Consider the following 15,969-nt stretch of genomic DNA (forward strand, 5'->3'; position numbering starts at 1 on the left):
AACGGGCTCTATCTCCAGCTCCACGCCTATATGCTGCGCGTCGCCATTCCCTATGGCACGCTCAATGGGCGGCAGATGCGGCTGCTGGGCGATATCGCCGACAAGTATGACCGCGGCTACGGCCACTTCACCACGCGGCAGAACATCCAGTACAACTGGATCAAGCTGGAAGACACGCCGCAGATCCTCGCCGATCTCGCGGGCGTCGAGATGCATGCGATCCAGACCAGCGGCAACTGCATCCGCAACATCAGCTCGGATCATTTTGCCGGAGCGGCGGCGGATGAACTGGTCGATCCGCGCCCTTATGCCGAGCTGCTGCGCCAGTGGTCGAGCTTCCATCCGGAGTTCGATTACCTGCCGCGCAAGTTCAAGATTGCGGTGATCGCGAGCGATACCGACCGCGCGGCGATGCGGCTGCACGATATCGGCATCCAGATCGTGAAGAATGACGCCGGCGAGATCGGCGCGCGCTTCCATGTCGGCGGCGGCATGGGCCGCACGCCGATGATCGCCCCGGTGATCCGCGAGTTCGTGCCTGCGCTGCAGATGGTGAGCTACGCCGAGGCGTGCCTTCGTGTGTACAACCGCTACGGCCGGCGCGACAACAAGTACAAGGCGCGGATCAAGATCCTCGTCCACGAGATCGGCGCGGACGAATACCGCCGTCAGGTGGAGGAAGAGTTCGCGCATATCCTCACCCTGGGGCTGGAGCCGCCGCAGGCCGAGTTCGAGCGGATTGCGGCGTTCTTTGCCGATCCCGGCCTCGAGAGCGCGCTGGCCGATGGCTATGACCGCAGCGATCCGGACTTTGCCGTGTGGGCAGATCAGAACACCGCCGCGCACAAGCAGGCGGGCTACAAGGCGGTCGTCATCAGCCTCAAGCCTGCGGGCGGGATTCCGGGCGACGCCACGGCAGACCAGATCCGCCTGATGGCCGAGCTCGCGGAGGCCTACAGCCTCGACGAGCTGCGCGTGACGCACACGCAGAATATCGTGCTGCCGCATGTGAAGCAGAGCGACCTCTACGCGCTGTGGCAGAAGCTCGATGCGGCCGGCCTCGCCACCGCAAACCTCGACCTGATCGGCGATATCATTGCCTGCCCGGGCCTCGATTATTGCAGCCTCGCGAATGCGCGCTCGATCCCGCTGGCCCAGAAGATTTCGGCGCGATTTGCCTCACCGGAGCGGCAGCAGACGCTGGGCGAGCTCAAGCTCAAGATTTCGGGCTGCATCAACGCCTGCGGGCACCACCATGCGGGCCACATCGGCATTCTCGGCGTCGACAAGAAGGGCACCGAAAACTACCAGCTGCTGTTCGGTGGTTCGGAAGCGGCGGATACTTCGCTCGCACAGATCATCGGCCCCGGCTTCAGCGAGGACGGGATCGTCGACGCGATCGAGACCGCGACCGACGTGTACCTGAAGGCGCGCGCCGAGGGCGAACGCTTCATCGATACCTACCGCCGCATCGGCGCTGCGCCGTTCAAGGAGGCGATCTATGGTTGAGTCTTTGCTGCGCCTGCGTGTTGACGCGGCATCCGGTGCGCCCGTGCTGTCGCTCGCGGACTTTCTCGCTTCCGATAACGCGGCTGCCGTTCGCATCGAGCCGGGCGAGGATGCCCGCGCACTGGTGCCGCATCTTTCGCGCCTCGCGCTCGTCGAAGTGAGCTTCCCGGCCTATGGCGACGGGCGCGGCTATAGCTCGGCCCGCATTCTGCGCGAGGCGGGTTATACTGGCGAATTGCGCGCTGTGGGCGACGTCCTGCTCGATCAGCTGAGCCACATGAAGCGCTGCGGGTTCGACGGTTTTGCGCCCGCCAAGCCGATTGCGCCCGAAGCCGCGCAGCAGGCCTTCGCAACCTGGCCCGATGTTTATCAGAAGACGGTGGACGGCCGCTCGCCCATCTGGGCCAAGCGCCATGGCCTCTAAAGAGACGCGCCAGATCGACCGGCTTTCGACCGGGCCGCGCTTCACTGAAAGTGACGCGATCCGGCTGAACAACCTGTTTCGCGGCACGGATACGCCCGAAATGCTGCGCAGCGTCCTAAAGGATCGGCTGATCGGCGATGTGGCGGTCGTCTCCAGCTTCGGCGCGGAAAGCGCGGTGCTGCTGCATCTGATCGCTCAGGTGGACAAGAGCATTCCGGTAATCTTCCTGGAAACGCACAAGCATTTCCCGGAAACGATTGCCTATCGCGATGCGCTAGTGGCCCATCTGGGGCTTACGAACCTCCTGATCGTCGAGCCGGACATGGAGCTGGTCGGCAAGAAGGACGAGAACGGTCTGCGCTGGTCGTGGGACCCGGATGGCTGCTGCGATATCCGCAAGGTGCAGCCGCTGGCCCGTGCGCTCCTGTCGTTCGATGCCTCGATCAGCGGGCGCAAGGGCTTTCAATCCGCCACGCGCAGCGGCCTCCCCCGCTTCGAGATAGACCGCACCGATGCGGAAGGGCGGCTGAAGTTCAATCCGCTCGCCTCGTGGACCTCCGAGGACCTTGAAGCCTACATGGTGGCACACGATCTGCCGCGCCATCCGCTGGTGGCGCAGGGTTATCCCTCGATCGGCTGCGCCCCCTGCACCAGCAAGGTAGCCGCCGGAGAAGACCCGCGTTCGGGCCGCTGGAAGGGCTGGGACAAGGTGGAGTGCGGCATCCATGTGCCCGGTTCGCCGGACAGCACCGCAAACGATGGCGAGCTGCCGCCGGGGTATGATCCGGCGTTTTGATGAGCTGCACGACCCGCCATCCCCAGCCCCCTACCCCGCTCACCCTGAGCTTGTCGAAGGGTGCTGGCGCGGCGGTTGCGCCAGATGCTTCGACAAGCTCAGCATGAGCGGAAGTGGGTCTGGGGTTGGGCATCCATTCAGCCTTCGTCATTGCGGGGAGCGCAATGACGAAGGGGGTAGGGTACGGGGCGGTTTCCCTCACCAATGAGCACCTTGCCCGCGCATGCCAGCAGGGCCTAGGCGCGGGGCATGTCCCCTGTCCCCCTCACCGTCTGGTTTGACGGCGCTTGCCCGCTCTGCACGCGCGAGATCGCGCTGATGCGGCGGCTGGACCGTGCGGGGCGGATCGACTTTGTCGATGTGGCTGAGCCGGGCGCGAGCTGCCCGATTGATCCGGCGCTGTTGCTGGCGCGGTTCCATGCGCGCGAGGATGGCGTTCTGCTGAGCGGCGCGGCAGCGTTCGCGGCGATGTGGCGGGCGATTCCGCTGCTGCAGCCGCTGGGGCTGCTGGCCCGCAATCGCCAGGTTCTGCGCGGGCTCGAATGGGCTTACATCAGGTTCCTCCGGGTCCGCCCCGCTTTGCAAAGGCTCGCACGATGAGTGATGACCGCTACCGCAAGGTTCCCACCAGCCGCCTCTCGCGCTTCTCCGCGTTCGGCCAGCTGGCGGGCGGCGTCGCGGGCGGGGTGATCGCCGAAGGGGCCAAGCGCCTTGCGCGCGGCGAGCGGCCGGCCATGTCGGACCTGCTGCTGACCCCAGCCAACGCCACGCGCGTGACCGAGCAGCTTTCGCGGCTGCGCGGCGCGGCGATGAAGCTGGGGCAGATGATCTCGCTCGATGCGGGGGACCTCCTGCCGCAGGAGCTGACCGCGATCCTCGCGCGGCTGCGCGATGCGGCGCACTTCATGCCGCCCAAGCAGCTGCAAACGGTGCTCGCCGCCGCATGGGGGCCGGACTGGCGGCGGCGTTTCGCCCGCTTCGAGGCGACACCGATTGCCGCCGCTTCGATCGGGCAGGTCCACCGCGCGGTGATGCACGATGGGCGCACGGTGGCGGTGAAGGTTCAATATCCGGGGATCGCCGCGAGCATCGACGCCGATATCGACAACGTAGCGACCTTGCTGCGCGTTTCCGGCCTGCTGCCCAAGTCGCTCGATATCACGCCGCTGCTGGCCGAGGCGAAGCGGCAGCTCCACGAGGAAGCGGACTACTTGCGCGAGGCCGAACAGATGCGCCGCTATGGCGCGATGCTGGCGGGCGAGGCGCAGTTCGTGGTCCCTGCGCCGGTGGACGAGCTGACCGGCCCCAGCGTGCTGACGATGGACTTCATCGCCGCAAAGCCCATCGATACCCTGGCCGATGCCCCGCAGGATGTGCGCGACCGTGTGATGGGCGCCATGCTCGATCTGGTGCTGCGCGAGCTGTTCGAATTCGGCTTCATGCAGACCGACCCCAACTTCGCCAACTACCGTTGGCAGCCCGAGACAGGCCGCGTGGTGCTGCTCGATTTCGGCGCCGCGCGCGGCGTGCCGGAAGAGACGCAGGCGGCCTATCGGCGGATGATGCAGGCCGGGCTCGATGGCGATCCGGCTGAGCTCAAGCGCCGCATTTGCGAGGTGGGCTTTGCTTCCGAAGAGCAGATGGCGCGGCACGGCTCGGCCTTCGAAGGCGTGATCGGGGTGATCCTCGAGCATGTGAACAAGGCCGCGATCTTCGATTTTGCCGATCGGAGCTTCGTGGCGAAACTGCGCGATTTCGGCGAGCCGGTGGCGCAGGACCGCGACACCTGGCACCTGCCGCCGATGGACACGCTGTTCGTGCAGCGCAAGGTGAGCGGCACCGCGCTGCTGGCAGTGCGGATGAAGGCGCGGCTGCCGCTGCAGGGCATGGTCGCGGCGCGGCTGGCCGGGCTGCAGCCGAAGCCTGCGGAGCCGGCCGAAGCGGCTATTTGAGCCAGCCCGCCTCGCGGTACCATGCCGCAGTGGCGTGCAGTCCTTCGCGCGTATCGATGCGCGGATGCCAAAGGCTACGGGGCGGCTGCGCGCCCTCCCCCACGGTCCAGTCCGGATGGCAGATGTAGCGCGCGCGGTCGGGCGTCAGCTTGGCCTTGCTGCCGCGAAACAGGCGGTCGGCGCGGGCGGCGAGGCCAACCATGCGCGGCGACAGTGACAGCGGGCGGATCGGCTTTTCGCGCCCGGTCCCGGCATTGGCCGCCGCGCCGATCGCCTGCGCGAGGCGGACATGGGTCCAGCCGCCGGGTTCGCCATCATCGGGCTCGAACACCTGGTGCGTGGCCTCTTCGCTGCTGGGGAGCAGCGCGAGCAGCAGTTCGGCAAGATCGGCGACATGGATCACCGAAAGTCGCCCCGGCGGTGGCAGCGGCACGATGCCGCGGCGCGCGAGGCGGAACAGCTCGAGCATTTCGGTATCGCGCGGGCCGAACACGGCGGGCGGGCGCACCACCGTCCAATCAAGGCCCGAGGCGCGCACCAGCCGTTCGCCGCGCAGCTTGGAAGCGCCGTAGATCGACAGCTGCGGTTCGCGCGCGGCGAGCGAGGAGACGTGGATCATCCGCCCCACGCCCATTTCATGCGCGGCCTCGATCACGCGCAACGTCCCTTGGACATTGCCTTCCTCGAAACCCGCTGGATCGGGCGTATTGACCACCCCGGCGATGTGGATCACCGCACTGGCGCCCTCCATCAGGCGCTTCAACGCATCCTTGTCCGCCAGATCGCCGAGGGTCCATTCCACGCCGCCGCGCAGGCGCTGCTTGCGCCGGGTGAGTGCGCGGACATCGATGTGGTGGCGACCGGCGGACAGCAGCACCGCCTGCCCGACAAATCCGGTCGCGCCCGTAACTGCAACAAGATCGCCCTTGCTGCTCACAGCATCACCAGTTGATCGCGGTGGATCAGCGCCGAGCGCGGGGCGTAGCCAAGCAGCGCTTCGTGGTCCGCCGAAGGATGGCCCATCAGCGCGGCGCATTCCGCCGCGTCATACTCGCTGAGGCCGCGCGCCAATACCGTGCCATCCGGGCCGTGAACGGCAATGGCATCGCCGCGCAGGAAAGCGCCTTCCACCGCCGTCACTCCGGCGGCAAGCAGGCTGGAACCACGCGCGAGGGCCGCAGCGGCGCCCGCATCGACCGTGATCGCGCCCTTCATGCGCAGCTTGCCGCCAAGCCATGCCTTGCGCGCGCGGGCCTTGCGCCCAGAGCGTTGGGGCGGACAAAACAGGGTGCCGCGTTCCTCGCCGAGGGCTGCGGCGATGGGGCTATCAGGGCGGCCATCGATGATCGCGAGCGCAATGCCGGCAAGGCCCGCAATCTCGGCGGCCTGCAGCTTCGAGGTCATCCCGCCCGAGCCGAGGCCGGAGGAGGAGCCGCCGGTCGCCATGGCGTGGATTTCAGGCGTCACGCCGCGCACCACGGGCACACGCACCGCGCCTTCGAGGCGGGGATCGCGATCGTAAAGCCCATCGATATCCGAGAGCAGCAGCACCGCACTGGCGCCTGCCGCCTGCCCGACGCGGGCGGCAAGGCGATCATTGTCGCCGAAGCGGATCTCCTCGGTGGCGACGGTATCGTTCTCGTTGATCACCGGCACCGCGCCCGATGCGAGCAGCGTGCCGAGCGTGGCGGTGACGTTGAGATAGCGGCGGCGGTCTTCGAGATCCTCGAGCGTGAGCAGCACTTGCGCCGCGATCAGGCCATGCGCGGCGAGCAATTCGGCCCAGAGCCCCGCGAGCGCGATCTGACCGACGGCGGCGGCGGCCTGCGCATCGGCGAGGCTCCCCCGCCCGCCGCGTGAGAGGCCAAGCTTGCGCGCGCCGAGCGCAATCGCGCCCGAGGACACGACGATGACATCCTGCCCCCGCGCCCGGGCGGCGGCAATTTCCGCCACCAGCAGCGTGAGCCATGCCCGGCGCGGCTCGCCATCCTTGCCGACAAGCAGCGCCGAGCCGACCTTGATGACAAGGCGCGGGGTCTCGACGGCGTCAGTGAGCTGGGCGAGGTAGTCAATTGGCATGGTGGCCGCCGCTTAGGGGAAATGCGGCGGCGCGTGAAGGGGTTGCCCTACTGCGCTTCGTCATTCCCGCGAGGGCGGGAATCCAGTGCCACATAGGCAGTGCCAGTTGCTCTGAATCCCCGCCTGCGCGGGGATGACGAGGTGTCGGGGGGCGTGCGTAGACGAGCCGCGGTACTGCTCAGATCGGCGACCAGGGCTTCTGGTCTTCGGCGTCCTCGACCTCGCCATCGGGGCGTTCAGTGGCGGTGGCGGCGGGGAGGTGCTCGAGGACGGCGTCGAGCAGGGCGTTCATGCCCTTGCCGGTCGCGCCCGAGATCGGGAACACGCGCTTTGCCCCGGCGGCGCGGAGTTCGGCGCGGAAGGCCTTGACGAGTTCTGCATCGACGGTGTCGATCTTGTTGAGCGCGATGAGGCGCGGCTTGTCTTCAAGACCGCCGCCATAGGCTTCGAGCTCTTCCTCGACGATGCGCAGCGCCTCGGCGGGATCGGTGCCGTTGATATCGATCAAGTGGATCAGCACGCGGCAGCGTTCGATGTGGCCGAGGAAGCGGTCGCCCACCCCGGCCCCTTCGGCAGCGCCAGCGATGAGGCCGGGAATATCGGCCAGCACGAATTCGCGGTTGCGATGGCGCACCACGCCGAGTTGCGGGCGCAAGGTGGTGAAAGCGTAGTCACCCACCTTGGCCTTGGTGTTGGTGATCTGGTTGATGAAGGTGGACTTGCCGGCATTGGGCAGGCCGACAAGGCCCGCATCGGCGAGCAGCTTCAGCCGCAGCCAGACGTACATTTCCTGCCCGGGCCAGCCGGGGCCGACCTGGCGCGGGGCGCGGTTGGTGGAGGACTTGAAGGAGAGGTTGCCGCGCCCGCCATCGCCGCCGCGCAGCAGGACGGCGCGCATGCCCGGCTCGGTGAGATCGAGCAGCACCGTCTCGCCGTCCTCGTCGATCACCTGCGTGCCGACGGGGACCTTGACGACAAGATCCTCGCCGCCCGCGCCGGTGCGGTTCTTGCCCGCGCCGCCGCCGCCGCGCGGGGCCTTGAAATGCTGGGTATAGCGAAAGTCGATCAGGGTGTTGAGGCCGCTGATCGCCTCGAAGATGATATCCCCGCCCTTGCCGCCATTGCCGCCATCGGGGCCGCCATATTCGACATACTTCTCGCGCCGGAAGCTGACCGCACCGGGACCGCCCGCGCCGGAGCGAATGAAGATCTTGGCCTGGTCGAGAAAATGCATGGGACAATACTAACGGAAAGAGGACGATTTGTCCCGACCCGCTGGCGGTGAAGACCAGTATGTCGGAAATTGGGCTCAGACCGAGCCGAGAATGGTGCCTTTGAACAAGTTCAGCTTCGCTTCCGAGAACCGGCGCGCAGCGGCCTTAATGGCCGTGAGCACCGGAAGCGCAGAAAGGTGCCGTTCGCAGGCCGCTCAGGGCCAATTTACGGCATACTGGTGGAGCCGAGGGGGATCGAACCCCTGACCTCGTCATTGCGAACGACGCGCTCTCCCATCTGAGCTACGGCCCCGTTCCCAGTATCCTCCGGCATTCGGGCGCGAAGCCCTCCCGCCGGGAGCGCGGCCATTAGCCCAGCGGGCGGGCGCTTGCCAAGTGCAAAATGCGGGCGACGTTGGCTCCGAAGGTTTCTCGCAGAGATGGGAAGGAAAAGAAGACCGCGAAGATGCCCCCGATGGCGGCGCAGCCACTCTTGCCATAAGATGAGTTGCCGCGTTTCCCGGCTTGCGCCGGGGCTGCAAACATCCTCTTTTCGTTCTCCTCTGCGTCTCAGCGAGAAATCCTTCAGGGCGTTCCGCTGGTCGCCGCAGGCGCGGCAGGCGGGCCGTACCTGGCGTTCCATTCGGCGAGATCGAGCCTGTACTTTTCATAGCGGCGGTAAAAATCGTCATAAACGATCTCGATGCTGGGCAGGCTGCGCAGCGCGAAGGCTTCCAGTTCGGCCGGCTTCAGAGTGGGAGTCCTTGCCGCGACAACCTTGGCTCCGGCCTTTTTCGGGGGAGCCGCTTTTGGCGCGGCGGGCGTGATCTCGGCGAGATCGCCGGTGACTGCCAGCACCGCATTGCAGAATTCCGGCATGGCCGGCGGCAGCGCGAAGTGGTTGTACACCGAGGTCATGTAAGCCTCGCGCGGGGCGGTGAACTTCGCGCCGTAGCGAGCCTTGAACTCGGCATCGACCTTGCGGTTCGTCGCCATCAGCGTCGTGCTATAGCTCTTGAGGAAGACCTTGTAGCGCGGCAGAATCTCGGCGTGCTTCGGATCGCTGCAATTGAGCGCGGCGACGTTGAAGGCCGAGCGCAGGTTCCACAGCATCTGCGTGGGCGAGATATTGCGGTTCACCGACTGGCGCAGGCCGCCGGCATCGAGGGGGGGAATGGTGAGATTGTCGCTGGCGCCGGACGGCGGGACGGGCTTGGGCGGCGGCGGGATATAGGGCTTGGGCTTGGGGGGCGGCGGCGGGGGCGGTGGCGGCGGCGCAGGCGCGGCGCAGCTCGCCAAAGCGGCCGCAAGGACAGCGGCCGGAAGGAACCGGGCGATCTGGAAGAATGCTGGCGCCGCAGGGCGCGAGGTACGTGGCATGCGAGAGGATTCCCCCGGAAAAAACTTATGCGGTTTAACCGGCCCATCGCGCAAAGAAAATGCCCAGCGAGCCGGATGGCCCGCCGGGCACGGTAATGTGAAACAATACGCTTCAGATCAGCGGCGATCGCCCATGAACTGCAGCAGGAACGTGAACATGTTGACGAAATCGAGGTAGAGCGTGAGCGCGCCGAGCACGATCATCTTGCCCGCGAAATCGGTGCCCGCGACCTGATCGTACATCAGCTTGAGCTTCTGTGTATCGTAGGCGGTGAGGCCCGCGAAAATCAGGACGCCGAGGAAGCTGATGCCCCAGGCAAGGCCCGCCGACTGCAAGAAGATGTTGATCAGGCTGGCGATCAGGATGCCGACGAGACCCATGATGAGGAACGTGCCGAGGCCGGACAGGCTCTTCGTGGTGGTGTAGCCATAGAGGCTGAGGCCAGCGAAGGCGCCTGCGGTGGCGAAGAACGTCGCCGCGATCGAAGGGCCGGTATAGACCGCGAAGATCGCCGAGAGCGAGATGCCCATCAGCACGCTGAACGCCCAGAACAGGCCCTGCATCGTGGTCGTCGAGATGCGGTTCGCGCCGAAGCTCATCACCATGACGATGGCGAGCGGGGCGAGCGCGACGAGCCAGCGCAGCGGCGTGCCGAACACGGCATCCGCCATGCCCGAGGTAGCGAACAGCAGCGCGACCACGCCCGAGAGCAGAACGCCCGAGGCCATGTAATTGTAGATCGACAGCATGTAGCGGCGCAGACCCGCATCATACGCGGCGCCGCGCCCGGCGAGACCCGCCGCAGCGCCGAAGCCTGCCGGGCTCCAGCCCGAGGGCTGGGGGTCATTCCAGTTTGCCATGACGTACCAAACTCCGTTTCGGCCCGGGATGGACCGAGTGCTGCCAATATCGCCCCAAACCCATGCCTTTTCAAGCAGGAGGGTCATAACAGAGTGTGTCAAAGCGTAATAAGTTCCGGTTTTGGCCCGCATCCGAAAAAATAGGGACTGTCCCTATTTTTCGACCTTATTTTTCGGCCCTATCTTCTGGCGGCTTCCGTAAGCTCTTCGCTGCGATCGCGGGCGGCGCGCAGGGTGTCGGTGATCAGCGCGGCGAGGCGCTGGTCGGCATCGAGCACCCTGAGGCCGGCTTCGGTGGTGCCACCGGGGCTGGCGACGCGGCGGGCCAGTTCGCCGGGCGCTACGGGGGCGGAAGCCGCGAGCGCGGCGGCGCCCTCGACCATGGCGAGCGCCAGCCGGTCGGCCTGCACGCGCGGCAGACCAAGCGTGGCAGCCGCTTCGCCCAGCGCATCGATGAAGCGGTAGACGAAAGCAGGGCCGGACCCGGCGAGCGCGGTGACGATATCCATCGCGCTTTCCTCCGCCAGCCATTCGGCGGGGCCGAGCGGGGCCATCAGCGCCTCGGTCCGCTCCCGCAAGGCGCCTGCGGCATCACCGTAAAGCGCGATGGGCGACTTGCCGATCGCGGCGGCGAGGTTGGGCATCACGCGCACGATCGCAGCGGCCTGCGGGAACGCGGCGCGCAGGGTGCCGCAATCAACCCCGGCGAGGATCGAGAGCAGCAACGTGCCCTCCCCCACATGTGGCGCAATCGCGGCGGCAGAGGCGGCGAACTGCTGCGGCTTGAAGCCGAGCAGCACTACATCGGCGGGCTCCGCGCCCTCCGGCGCTTCGCGCAGCAGCCGCACGCCGGTGGGCGCTTCTGCCAGCAGCGGATCGACCACGGTGAAGGCGGCCGGATCGAACCCGGCAGCGAGCCAGCCGGCGAGCATCGCGCCGCCCATGTTGCCGCAGCCGAACTGGAGAAGGGAGAAGGTCACGTTGGGCTCTCGCTTGAAAAGTTAGGCATTGCACATGCCCTCCCCCAACCCCTCCCGCAAGCGGGAGGGGTGTCAGGCTTCGCCCGCAGCGTCAATCAGCGCGCTGGCGAGCGCATCAGAGGGAGACTTGTCGCCCCAGAGCAGGAACTGGAACGCGGGATAGAACCGGTCGCACTCATCGACCGCAGCCTCGATCGCGGTCTGCGCCTGGACGAGGCTGAGGAGGCCATCATCGCCCAGCATCAGCCCGTGGCGATAGAGCAGGACCGAGCCGTTCGACCAGATATCGAAGTGGCCGAGCCACACCTGCTCGTTGATGAGCGCCATGATCTCGAACATTGCGCTGCGCTTGTCTTCGGGGACGCGGATATCGGGCAGGCAGAGAATCTGGAGGACGTGGTCCTCGCTGCGCCAGATGCAGCGCAGCTGATAGCTCGCCCAGCTGCCCTGGATTTCGCCGTGAATCTCGTCTTCGGAAACGAACTCGCACGGCCAGCCGCGCGCCTCGAACAGCGAGGCGAGCATATCGACGGGCGCCGCATCTTCGCGTTCGCTGTCTTCATGGCCGGTGCGCATCGGGTGTTCCTCGGGTCCCGGACTGGGCCCTTGCGAGCCATCGCGGAGAGGGCTCGTGGCGGCAATCGGGGCCCCGTCCGGGGCTGGGCAAAACTCGACTAGTCTGTTCATAAGCTGTGGAGAAGCGGTGGAGCCCCGCTCCCCCACAGCTGCTACTTCACGCCAAGGCTGTCGACCGCCTGACCGGCCGGGCTCGTCCACTCGAAGCTGCCGACGCCGTCCTTGCGCAGCCTGTCGACGAAGGCCAGCGCTTCCGCGTCGCTCGCGAAAGGCCCTGTGAGCAAACGATAATTGCTGCGCCACGGCGTGATCGAGGGCTTGCGGCCCCTGAGCGCGGCGGACGCGCTGACAAGGCGCTGCCACTCCTTGCCCATGGCGGTGCGGTTCGAGCCGGTGAGCACCTGGACCCAGATCCGGCTGGCGTGCGCGGGCTCGGCCTTGCCGTTCTTGCCCTTCTGCGCCTTGTCGTTCTCGGGCGGGCACTGGGCCTCTGCGGCCCGCTTGCCCTTCGTTTTGGCGGACGACCTTGCGGCGGCTCTGCCCTTTGCCGGTGCGCCCTTGCCCTTGCCCGTCTTGCCCTTGGCTGGGGTATCGAGGCAATCGGTGTTGAGTGCGAGCTTGTCCTTCGCCGACTTGGCCGCCGTTTCCTTGCCGGTCTGGCCCTTTTCAGCCTTGTCCTTGCCGCCACGGGTAACGGCGGCTTCGGGCGCATCCTGATCACTGGTGCGCGAAACCGCGGTCGGGCCATCCGGGCGCTCGCCCCGATCCCTGGTGTTGCGATCCTTCGCGCCGCGTTCCTTCGATTTGGCCGAAGCCGCCTTGGCCGATTCGCGCAGCGCTTCGATCCGCGCGAGATCGACCGCCTCGGTTTTGGCGGAGGCTTCCTGCTCGGGTGGCTTGAAGCCATCGAACATGGTGCGGAAATCGGCGGGTGCGGTTGCGGTCGCGGCTGCCGGCGGAGGGGGCGGCGTGGGCTGCGGCAGCGGATCCAGCGTAGTCGAAGCGGGCGGGACCGCTGCGGGTGCGGAGGCGGCGGGCGGAGATGACAGCAGCGCGAATTGCGGCCCAGGTGGCGGGGGCGTTGCCGAGGACGGAGCCAGGGACGGGGCCTGAGTCGGTGCCGAAGACGTCGTCGCAGGCGCGGCCGTTGCCACCTGAACCGGTGCAGGAACCGGGGTGGGCGTGGCCGGCTTGGTGACTTGCGCTGCCGCAGCGGGCGGCGTGATGGCCGATGCGGACGTCGGCGCAGGAGCCGGGGCTAATGCAAGGCTCGGCGTTGGCGTGGGCGCAGGGATGGACGTGGAAGTGACCGGGCGCGGCGCCGGTGGGGGGGCCAGCGGCGTGCCCGGCGGCACATCGAGCTTCGACAGGACAGTCGGGCGGGCCGGTGCTGTCTGGGTCGGGGCCGTGAGGCTTTGGGGCGAGGACTGCGGCTGCTGCGCTGCGGCGGTGCGGGTGCCCGGCTGGAGGCCCCATGGCGCGGTGACCGCAGGTACTGTCGGTGCCGGCGGCGGTGGCGGAATCAGTGCAGGCGTGGACGTGGACGCTGGCGCGGGCGTGGCGGCGGCGAGCACCGTCTCGCGACGGTCTTCCTTGCCCGGACGGCGGCGCTTCGAACGATCGTCACGTCCGCGCGCACCCAGGGCTTCACCCTGCGGCACGAGCGCGGCATCGACGCGCGGCGCACGCGGGTGGGCCAGCGCATACTGCACGACCTGCGGATCATCGCGGCCAATATCCGCCGCGCGCGGGAAGCGGCCAAGATTGGCGGCGGCAGCCTGCTGTGCGGGCGTGAGGCGCGGCATGTAGCGCAGATAGGGCGAGATCGCTGCGGCAAGATCGGCTGGCATCGTCGCGCGGGCGATGCCTTCGGCTTCCTCGCTCTGCCCGGCGATGGCCATGATGAAGGTGCGCACGCGCCAGGCGCCGCGATCCTGCCGCTCGAGCATGGGCTGGATGATGAGCTCGGCACCGCGCCGGTCGCCGGCAATGACGAGGCTCAGCGCGTAGCGGCGGCTCGTCTCGTCATTCCGGCCAGCGGAAAGGGCCAGCTGGTACTCGCGCTGGGCCGCCGCATTGTCGCCGATGAGATCGTAGGCAAGCCCGCGATCGGGGGCCATTTCGGCGCGGTTGAAGCCGGCCTGCTCGGCCAGATCGAACCAGCGGATCGCCTCGAACGGCTGGTTCGAGCGCAGCATCGCAATGCCCATCCGCGCCCGCACTCCGGCGGTACCGGGCGCCACCTGTTCGGCGCGGGTAAGGAAGCCGATCGCTGCATCGGTATCGCCCAGATCGAGCGCAGCGCCTCCGGCATCGAGCAGCGCACTGATATCGCGCGGATCGCGCGCAAGCCGGGCCAGCGCGGCATTGAGCATGCGCGTCGGGCTTGGCGTGATCGGCTGGACGACCGGGACCGACGTGCTGGGGACCGGCTCGACCGCATCATCATCGACAGCCCCGGCCCGCTGCTGCGCCCAGGCAGGCTGGGCGAGTGCGAGGGCCGTGCCAAGAAACAGCCCGAAGCGGACGGGCAAAACACGGTGCCGGAGCCCGGAGCGGAAGAAGCGTCGGATCATGGGGCCGACCTTATCGCGGCTTGGGGGACACGCAAAGCTGAGCCGGCGACAATGGCAACAAAGTGGGGCGGCTCGCGGTGCGCTGGCCACCCCCTAGCCACCGCACCGCACATGCCAAATCCCTTGCGCCGAACCGTGCGGCTTTACTGGTTGTTCTGACGGCCGAGGAAGCGCGGGATATTGAGCGCGCTGCCATCTTCGCCATCAGCATCTTCTTCGCCCACGCGGCCCCCACCGCGTGAGAGATTGGCCATCCGTTCAAACAGCGTGCTGCCCGGCGCGCTGCGCGGCGGCGCATCGCCCGAAGGATCGGGCTGCGCACGGCCGAAGCGCGGCGGAACAGGCTCCGCATCACCGAGCCCGAGTTCGAGCTCACCGGCTCCTGCGGCAGGCGGCGCGGTTTCCTGGGCATCGGACAAGTCGAGCGTCAGATCGAGCGGTTCCTCGGCAGGCGCGGCACCTGCGGGTTCCGGCTCGCTTGCGGCCGGTTCGGGCGGGGCAAAGCTGGGCGGCGGTGCGAACGGCTGCGGCGCGGCGGCAACCGGCTCGGGCGCCGGTTCGGGTGCGGCGGGACGGGCCATTCCACCCGGGAACGCCGGACCGCGCAGCCCGCCAGTCGTGGCTGGACGCGCGGCGGATTCGGCCATCTCGGCGCTCTGCTCGATACCGGTGGCGACCACCGAGACGCGGATCTTGCCATCGAGGTGCGGGTTGAACGCCGAGCCCCAGATGATGTTCGCGTTGGGATCGACCAGCTCGCGAATATGGTTTGCGGCCTCGTCCACTTCGAGCAGCTTCATGTCGTCGCCACCGATGATCGAGATGATCACGCCCTTGGCGCCCTGCATCGAAACGCCATCGAGCAGCGGGTTGGCAATCGCGCGTTCCGCCGCTTCGAGCGCACGGTTCGGGCCTTCGCCCTCGCCGGTGCCCATCATCGCCTTGCCCATCTCGCCCATGACCGAACGCACGTCGGCAAAGTCGAGGTTGATGAGGCCGGGCATGACCATGAGATCGGTGATCGAGCGGACGCCCTGCTGGAGCACTTCGTCAGCCAGCTGGAAGGCTTCCTTGAACGTGGTCTCCGCCTTGGCGACGAGGAACAGGTTCTGGTTCGGAATGACGATCAGCGTATCGACGTGCTTCTGCAGCTCCGCAATGCCGGATTCGGCGGCGCGCATGCGGCGCGTGCCTTCGAACAGGAACGGCTTCGTGACGACACCAACCGTCAGCACGCCCTTGCGGCGCGCGGCTTCGGCGATCACGGGCGCAGCGCCGGTGCCGGTGCCGCCGCCCATGCCTGCGGCGATGAAGCACATGTGCACGCCTTCAAGCGCGCGTTCGATGTCCTCGATCGTCTCTTCAGCGGCAGCGCGGCCAACTTCGGGACGGGCGCCGGCGCCGAGGCCTTGCGTCATGTCCGGACCGAGCTGGATGCGGTTGTCCGCGATCGAATTGTTGAGCGCCTGCGCGTCCGTGTTGACGACGACGAAATCGACGCCTTCGATCTTCGCGTTGATCATGTTGGCGATGGCGTTGCCGCCCGCCCCGCCCACGCCGATGACGGTGATGCGCGGCCGCAGTTCGTCGATGGCCGGCGGTCCGATGTTGATGCTCATAGC

14 protein-coding genes and 1 tRNA gene are annotated in these 15,969 nt (G+C 67.5%); 5 read left to right on the forward strand and 10 right to left on the reverse strand.

What is annotated here, in order from left to right; genetic code table 11:
* The 5 genes from Q0071_RS20465 to Q0071_RS20485 form a co-directional block, all read left to right on the forward strand.
* Positions 1-1,509: nitrite/sulfite reductase (locus Q0071_RS20465; RefSeq protein WP_298174116.1), on the forward strand; the 1,509-nt coding region annotated here is incomplete at its 5' end.
* Positions 1,502-1,933, forward strand: coding sequence for a DUF934 domain-containing protein (locus tag Q0071_RS20470; protein WP_298174118.1), 432 nt, complete (start codon positions 1,502-1,504; stop codon positions 1,931-1,933). The genes Q0071_RS20465 and Q0071_RS20470, both read left to right, overlap by 8 nt.
* A complete protein-coding gene (locus Q0071_RS20475; RefSeq protein WP_298174120.1) occupies positions 1,923-2,729 on the forward strand; it encodes a phosphoadenylyl-sulfate reductase in 807 nt (268 codons plus the stop codon). The genes Q0071_RS20470 and Q0071_RS20475 overlap by 11 nt, the downstream gene beginning before the upstream one ends.
* A 249-nt stretch (positions 2,730-2,978) precedes the next feature.
* Positions 2,979-3,329, forward strand: coding sequence for a thiol-disulfide oxidoreductase DCC family protein (locus Q0071_RS20480; protein WP_298174122.1), 351 nt, complete (start codon positions 2,979-2,981; stop codon positions 3,327-3,329).
* Positions 3,326-4,681 carry an AarF/ABC1/UbiB kinase family protein gene (locus Q0071_RS20485; RefSeq protein WP_298174124.1) on the forward strand — a complete coding sequence of 452 codons (1,356 nt, stop codon included), beginning with the start codon at positions 3,326-3,328 and terminating at the stop codon, positions 4,679-4,681. Before Q0071_RS20480 ends, Q0071_RS20485 begins: the two co-directional genes overlap by 4 nt.
* On the opposite strand, the gene Q0071_RS20490 is transcribed toward Q0071_RS20485, so the two are convergent.
* From Q0071_RS20490 to ftsZ, 10 genes are all read right to left on the reverse strand, one after another.
* Positions 4,674-5,618, reverse strand: a complete 945-nt coding sequence (locus Q0071_RS20490) for an SDR family oxidoreductase (protein WP_298174126.1) — start codon at positions 5,616-5,618, stop codon at positions 4,674-4,676. The genes Q0071_RS20485 and Q0071_RS20490 overlap by 8 nt on opposite strands.
* Complete coding sequence (proB, locus tag Q0071_RS20495; RefSeq protein WP_298174128.1) at positions 5,615-6,760, reverse strand: glutamate 5-kinase; 1,146 nt, start codon at positions 6,758-6,760, stop codon at positions 5,615-5,617. Before proB ends, Q0071_RS20490 begins: the two co-directional genes overlap by 4 nt.
* Before the next feature lie 178 nt (positions 6,761-6,938).
* Complete coding sequence (gene obgE, locus Q0071_RS20500) at positions 6,939-7,994, reverse strand: GTPase ObgE (protein WP_298174130.1); 1,056 nt, start codon at positions 7,992-7,994, stop codon at positions 6,939-6,941.
* 217 nt (positions 7,995-8,211) lie between these two features.
* Positions 8,212-8,287 (reverse strand) — tRNA-Ala (locus Q0071_RS20505).
* Between the two features lie 272 nt (positions 8,288-8,559).
* On the reverse strand, positions 8,560-9,354 hold the full coding sequence (locus Q0071_RS20510; protein ID WP_298174132.1) for a hypothetical protein: 795 nt from the start codon (positions 9,352-9,354) through the stop codon (positions 8,560-8,562).
* A gap of 117 nt (positions 9,355-9,471) precedes the next feature.
* The gene (locus Q0071_RS20515; protein WP_298174133.1) at positions 9,472-10,215 is read right to left on the reverse strand and encodes a Bax inhibitor-1/YccA family protein; all 744 of its coding nucleotides are present in this window, start codon (positions 10,213-10,215) and stop codon (positions 9,472-9,474) included.
* Between the two features lie 179 nt (positions 10,216-10,394).
* The gene (gene proC / locus Q0071_RS20520; protein WP_298174135.1) at positions 10,395-11,195 is read right to left on the reverse strand and encodes a pyrroline-5-carboxylate reductase; all 801 of its coding nucleotides are present in this window, start codon (positions 11,193-11,195) and stop codon (positions 10,395-10,397) included.
* Between the two features lie 72 nt (positions 11,196-11,267).
* Entirely contained in the window at positions 11,268-11,771 is a 504-nt protein-coding gene (locus tag Q0071_RS20525) for a YbjN domain-containing protein (protein ID WP_298174137.1), read from the reverse strand.
* 152 nt (positions 11,772-11,923) lie between these two features.
* The gene (locus tag Q0071_RS20530) at positions 11,924-14,347 is read right to left on the reverse strand and encodes an SPOR domain-containing protein (RefSeq protein ID WP_298174139.1); all 2,424 of its coding nucleotides are present in this window, start codon (positions 14,345-14,347) and stop codon (positions 11,924-11,926) included.
* A 143-nt stretch (positions 14,348-14,490) separates the two neighbouring features.
* On the reverse strand, positions 14,491-15,966 hold the full coding sequence (gene ftsZ / locus Q0071_RS20535; protein WP_298174141.1) for a cell division protein FtsZ: 1,476 nt from the start codon (positions 15,964-15,966) through the stop codon (positions 14,491-14,493).
* Between the last annotated feature and the right edge of the window lie 3 nt (positions 15,967-15,969).

Origin of the sequence: Novosphingobium sp., assembly GCF_027486195.1 — a bacterium.
Lineage (GTDB): Bacteria > Pseudomonadota > Alphaproteobacteria > Sphingomonadales > Sphingomonadaceae > Novosphingobium.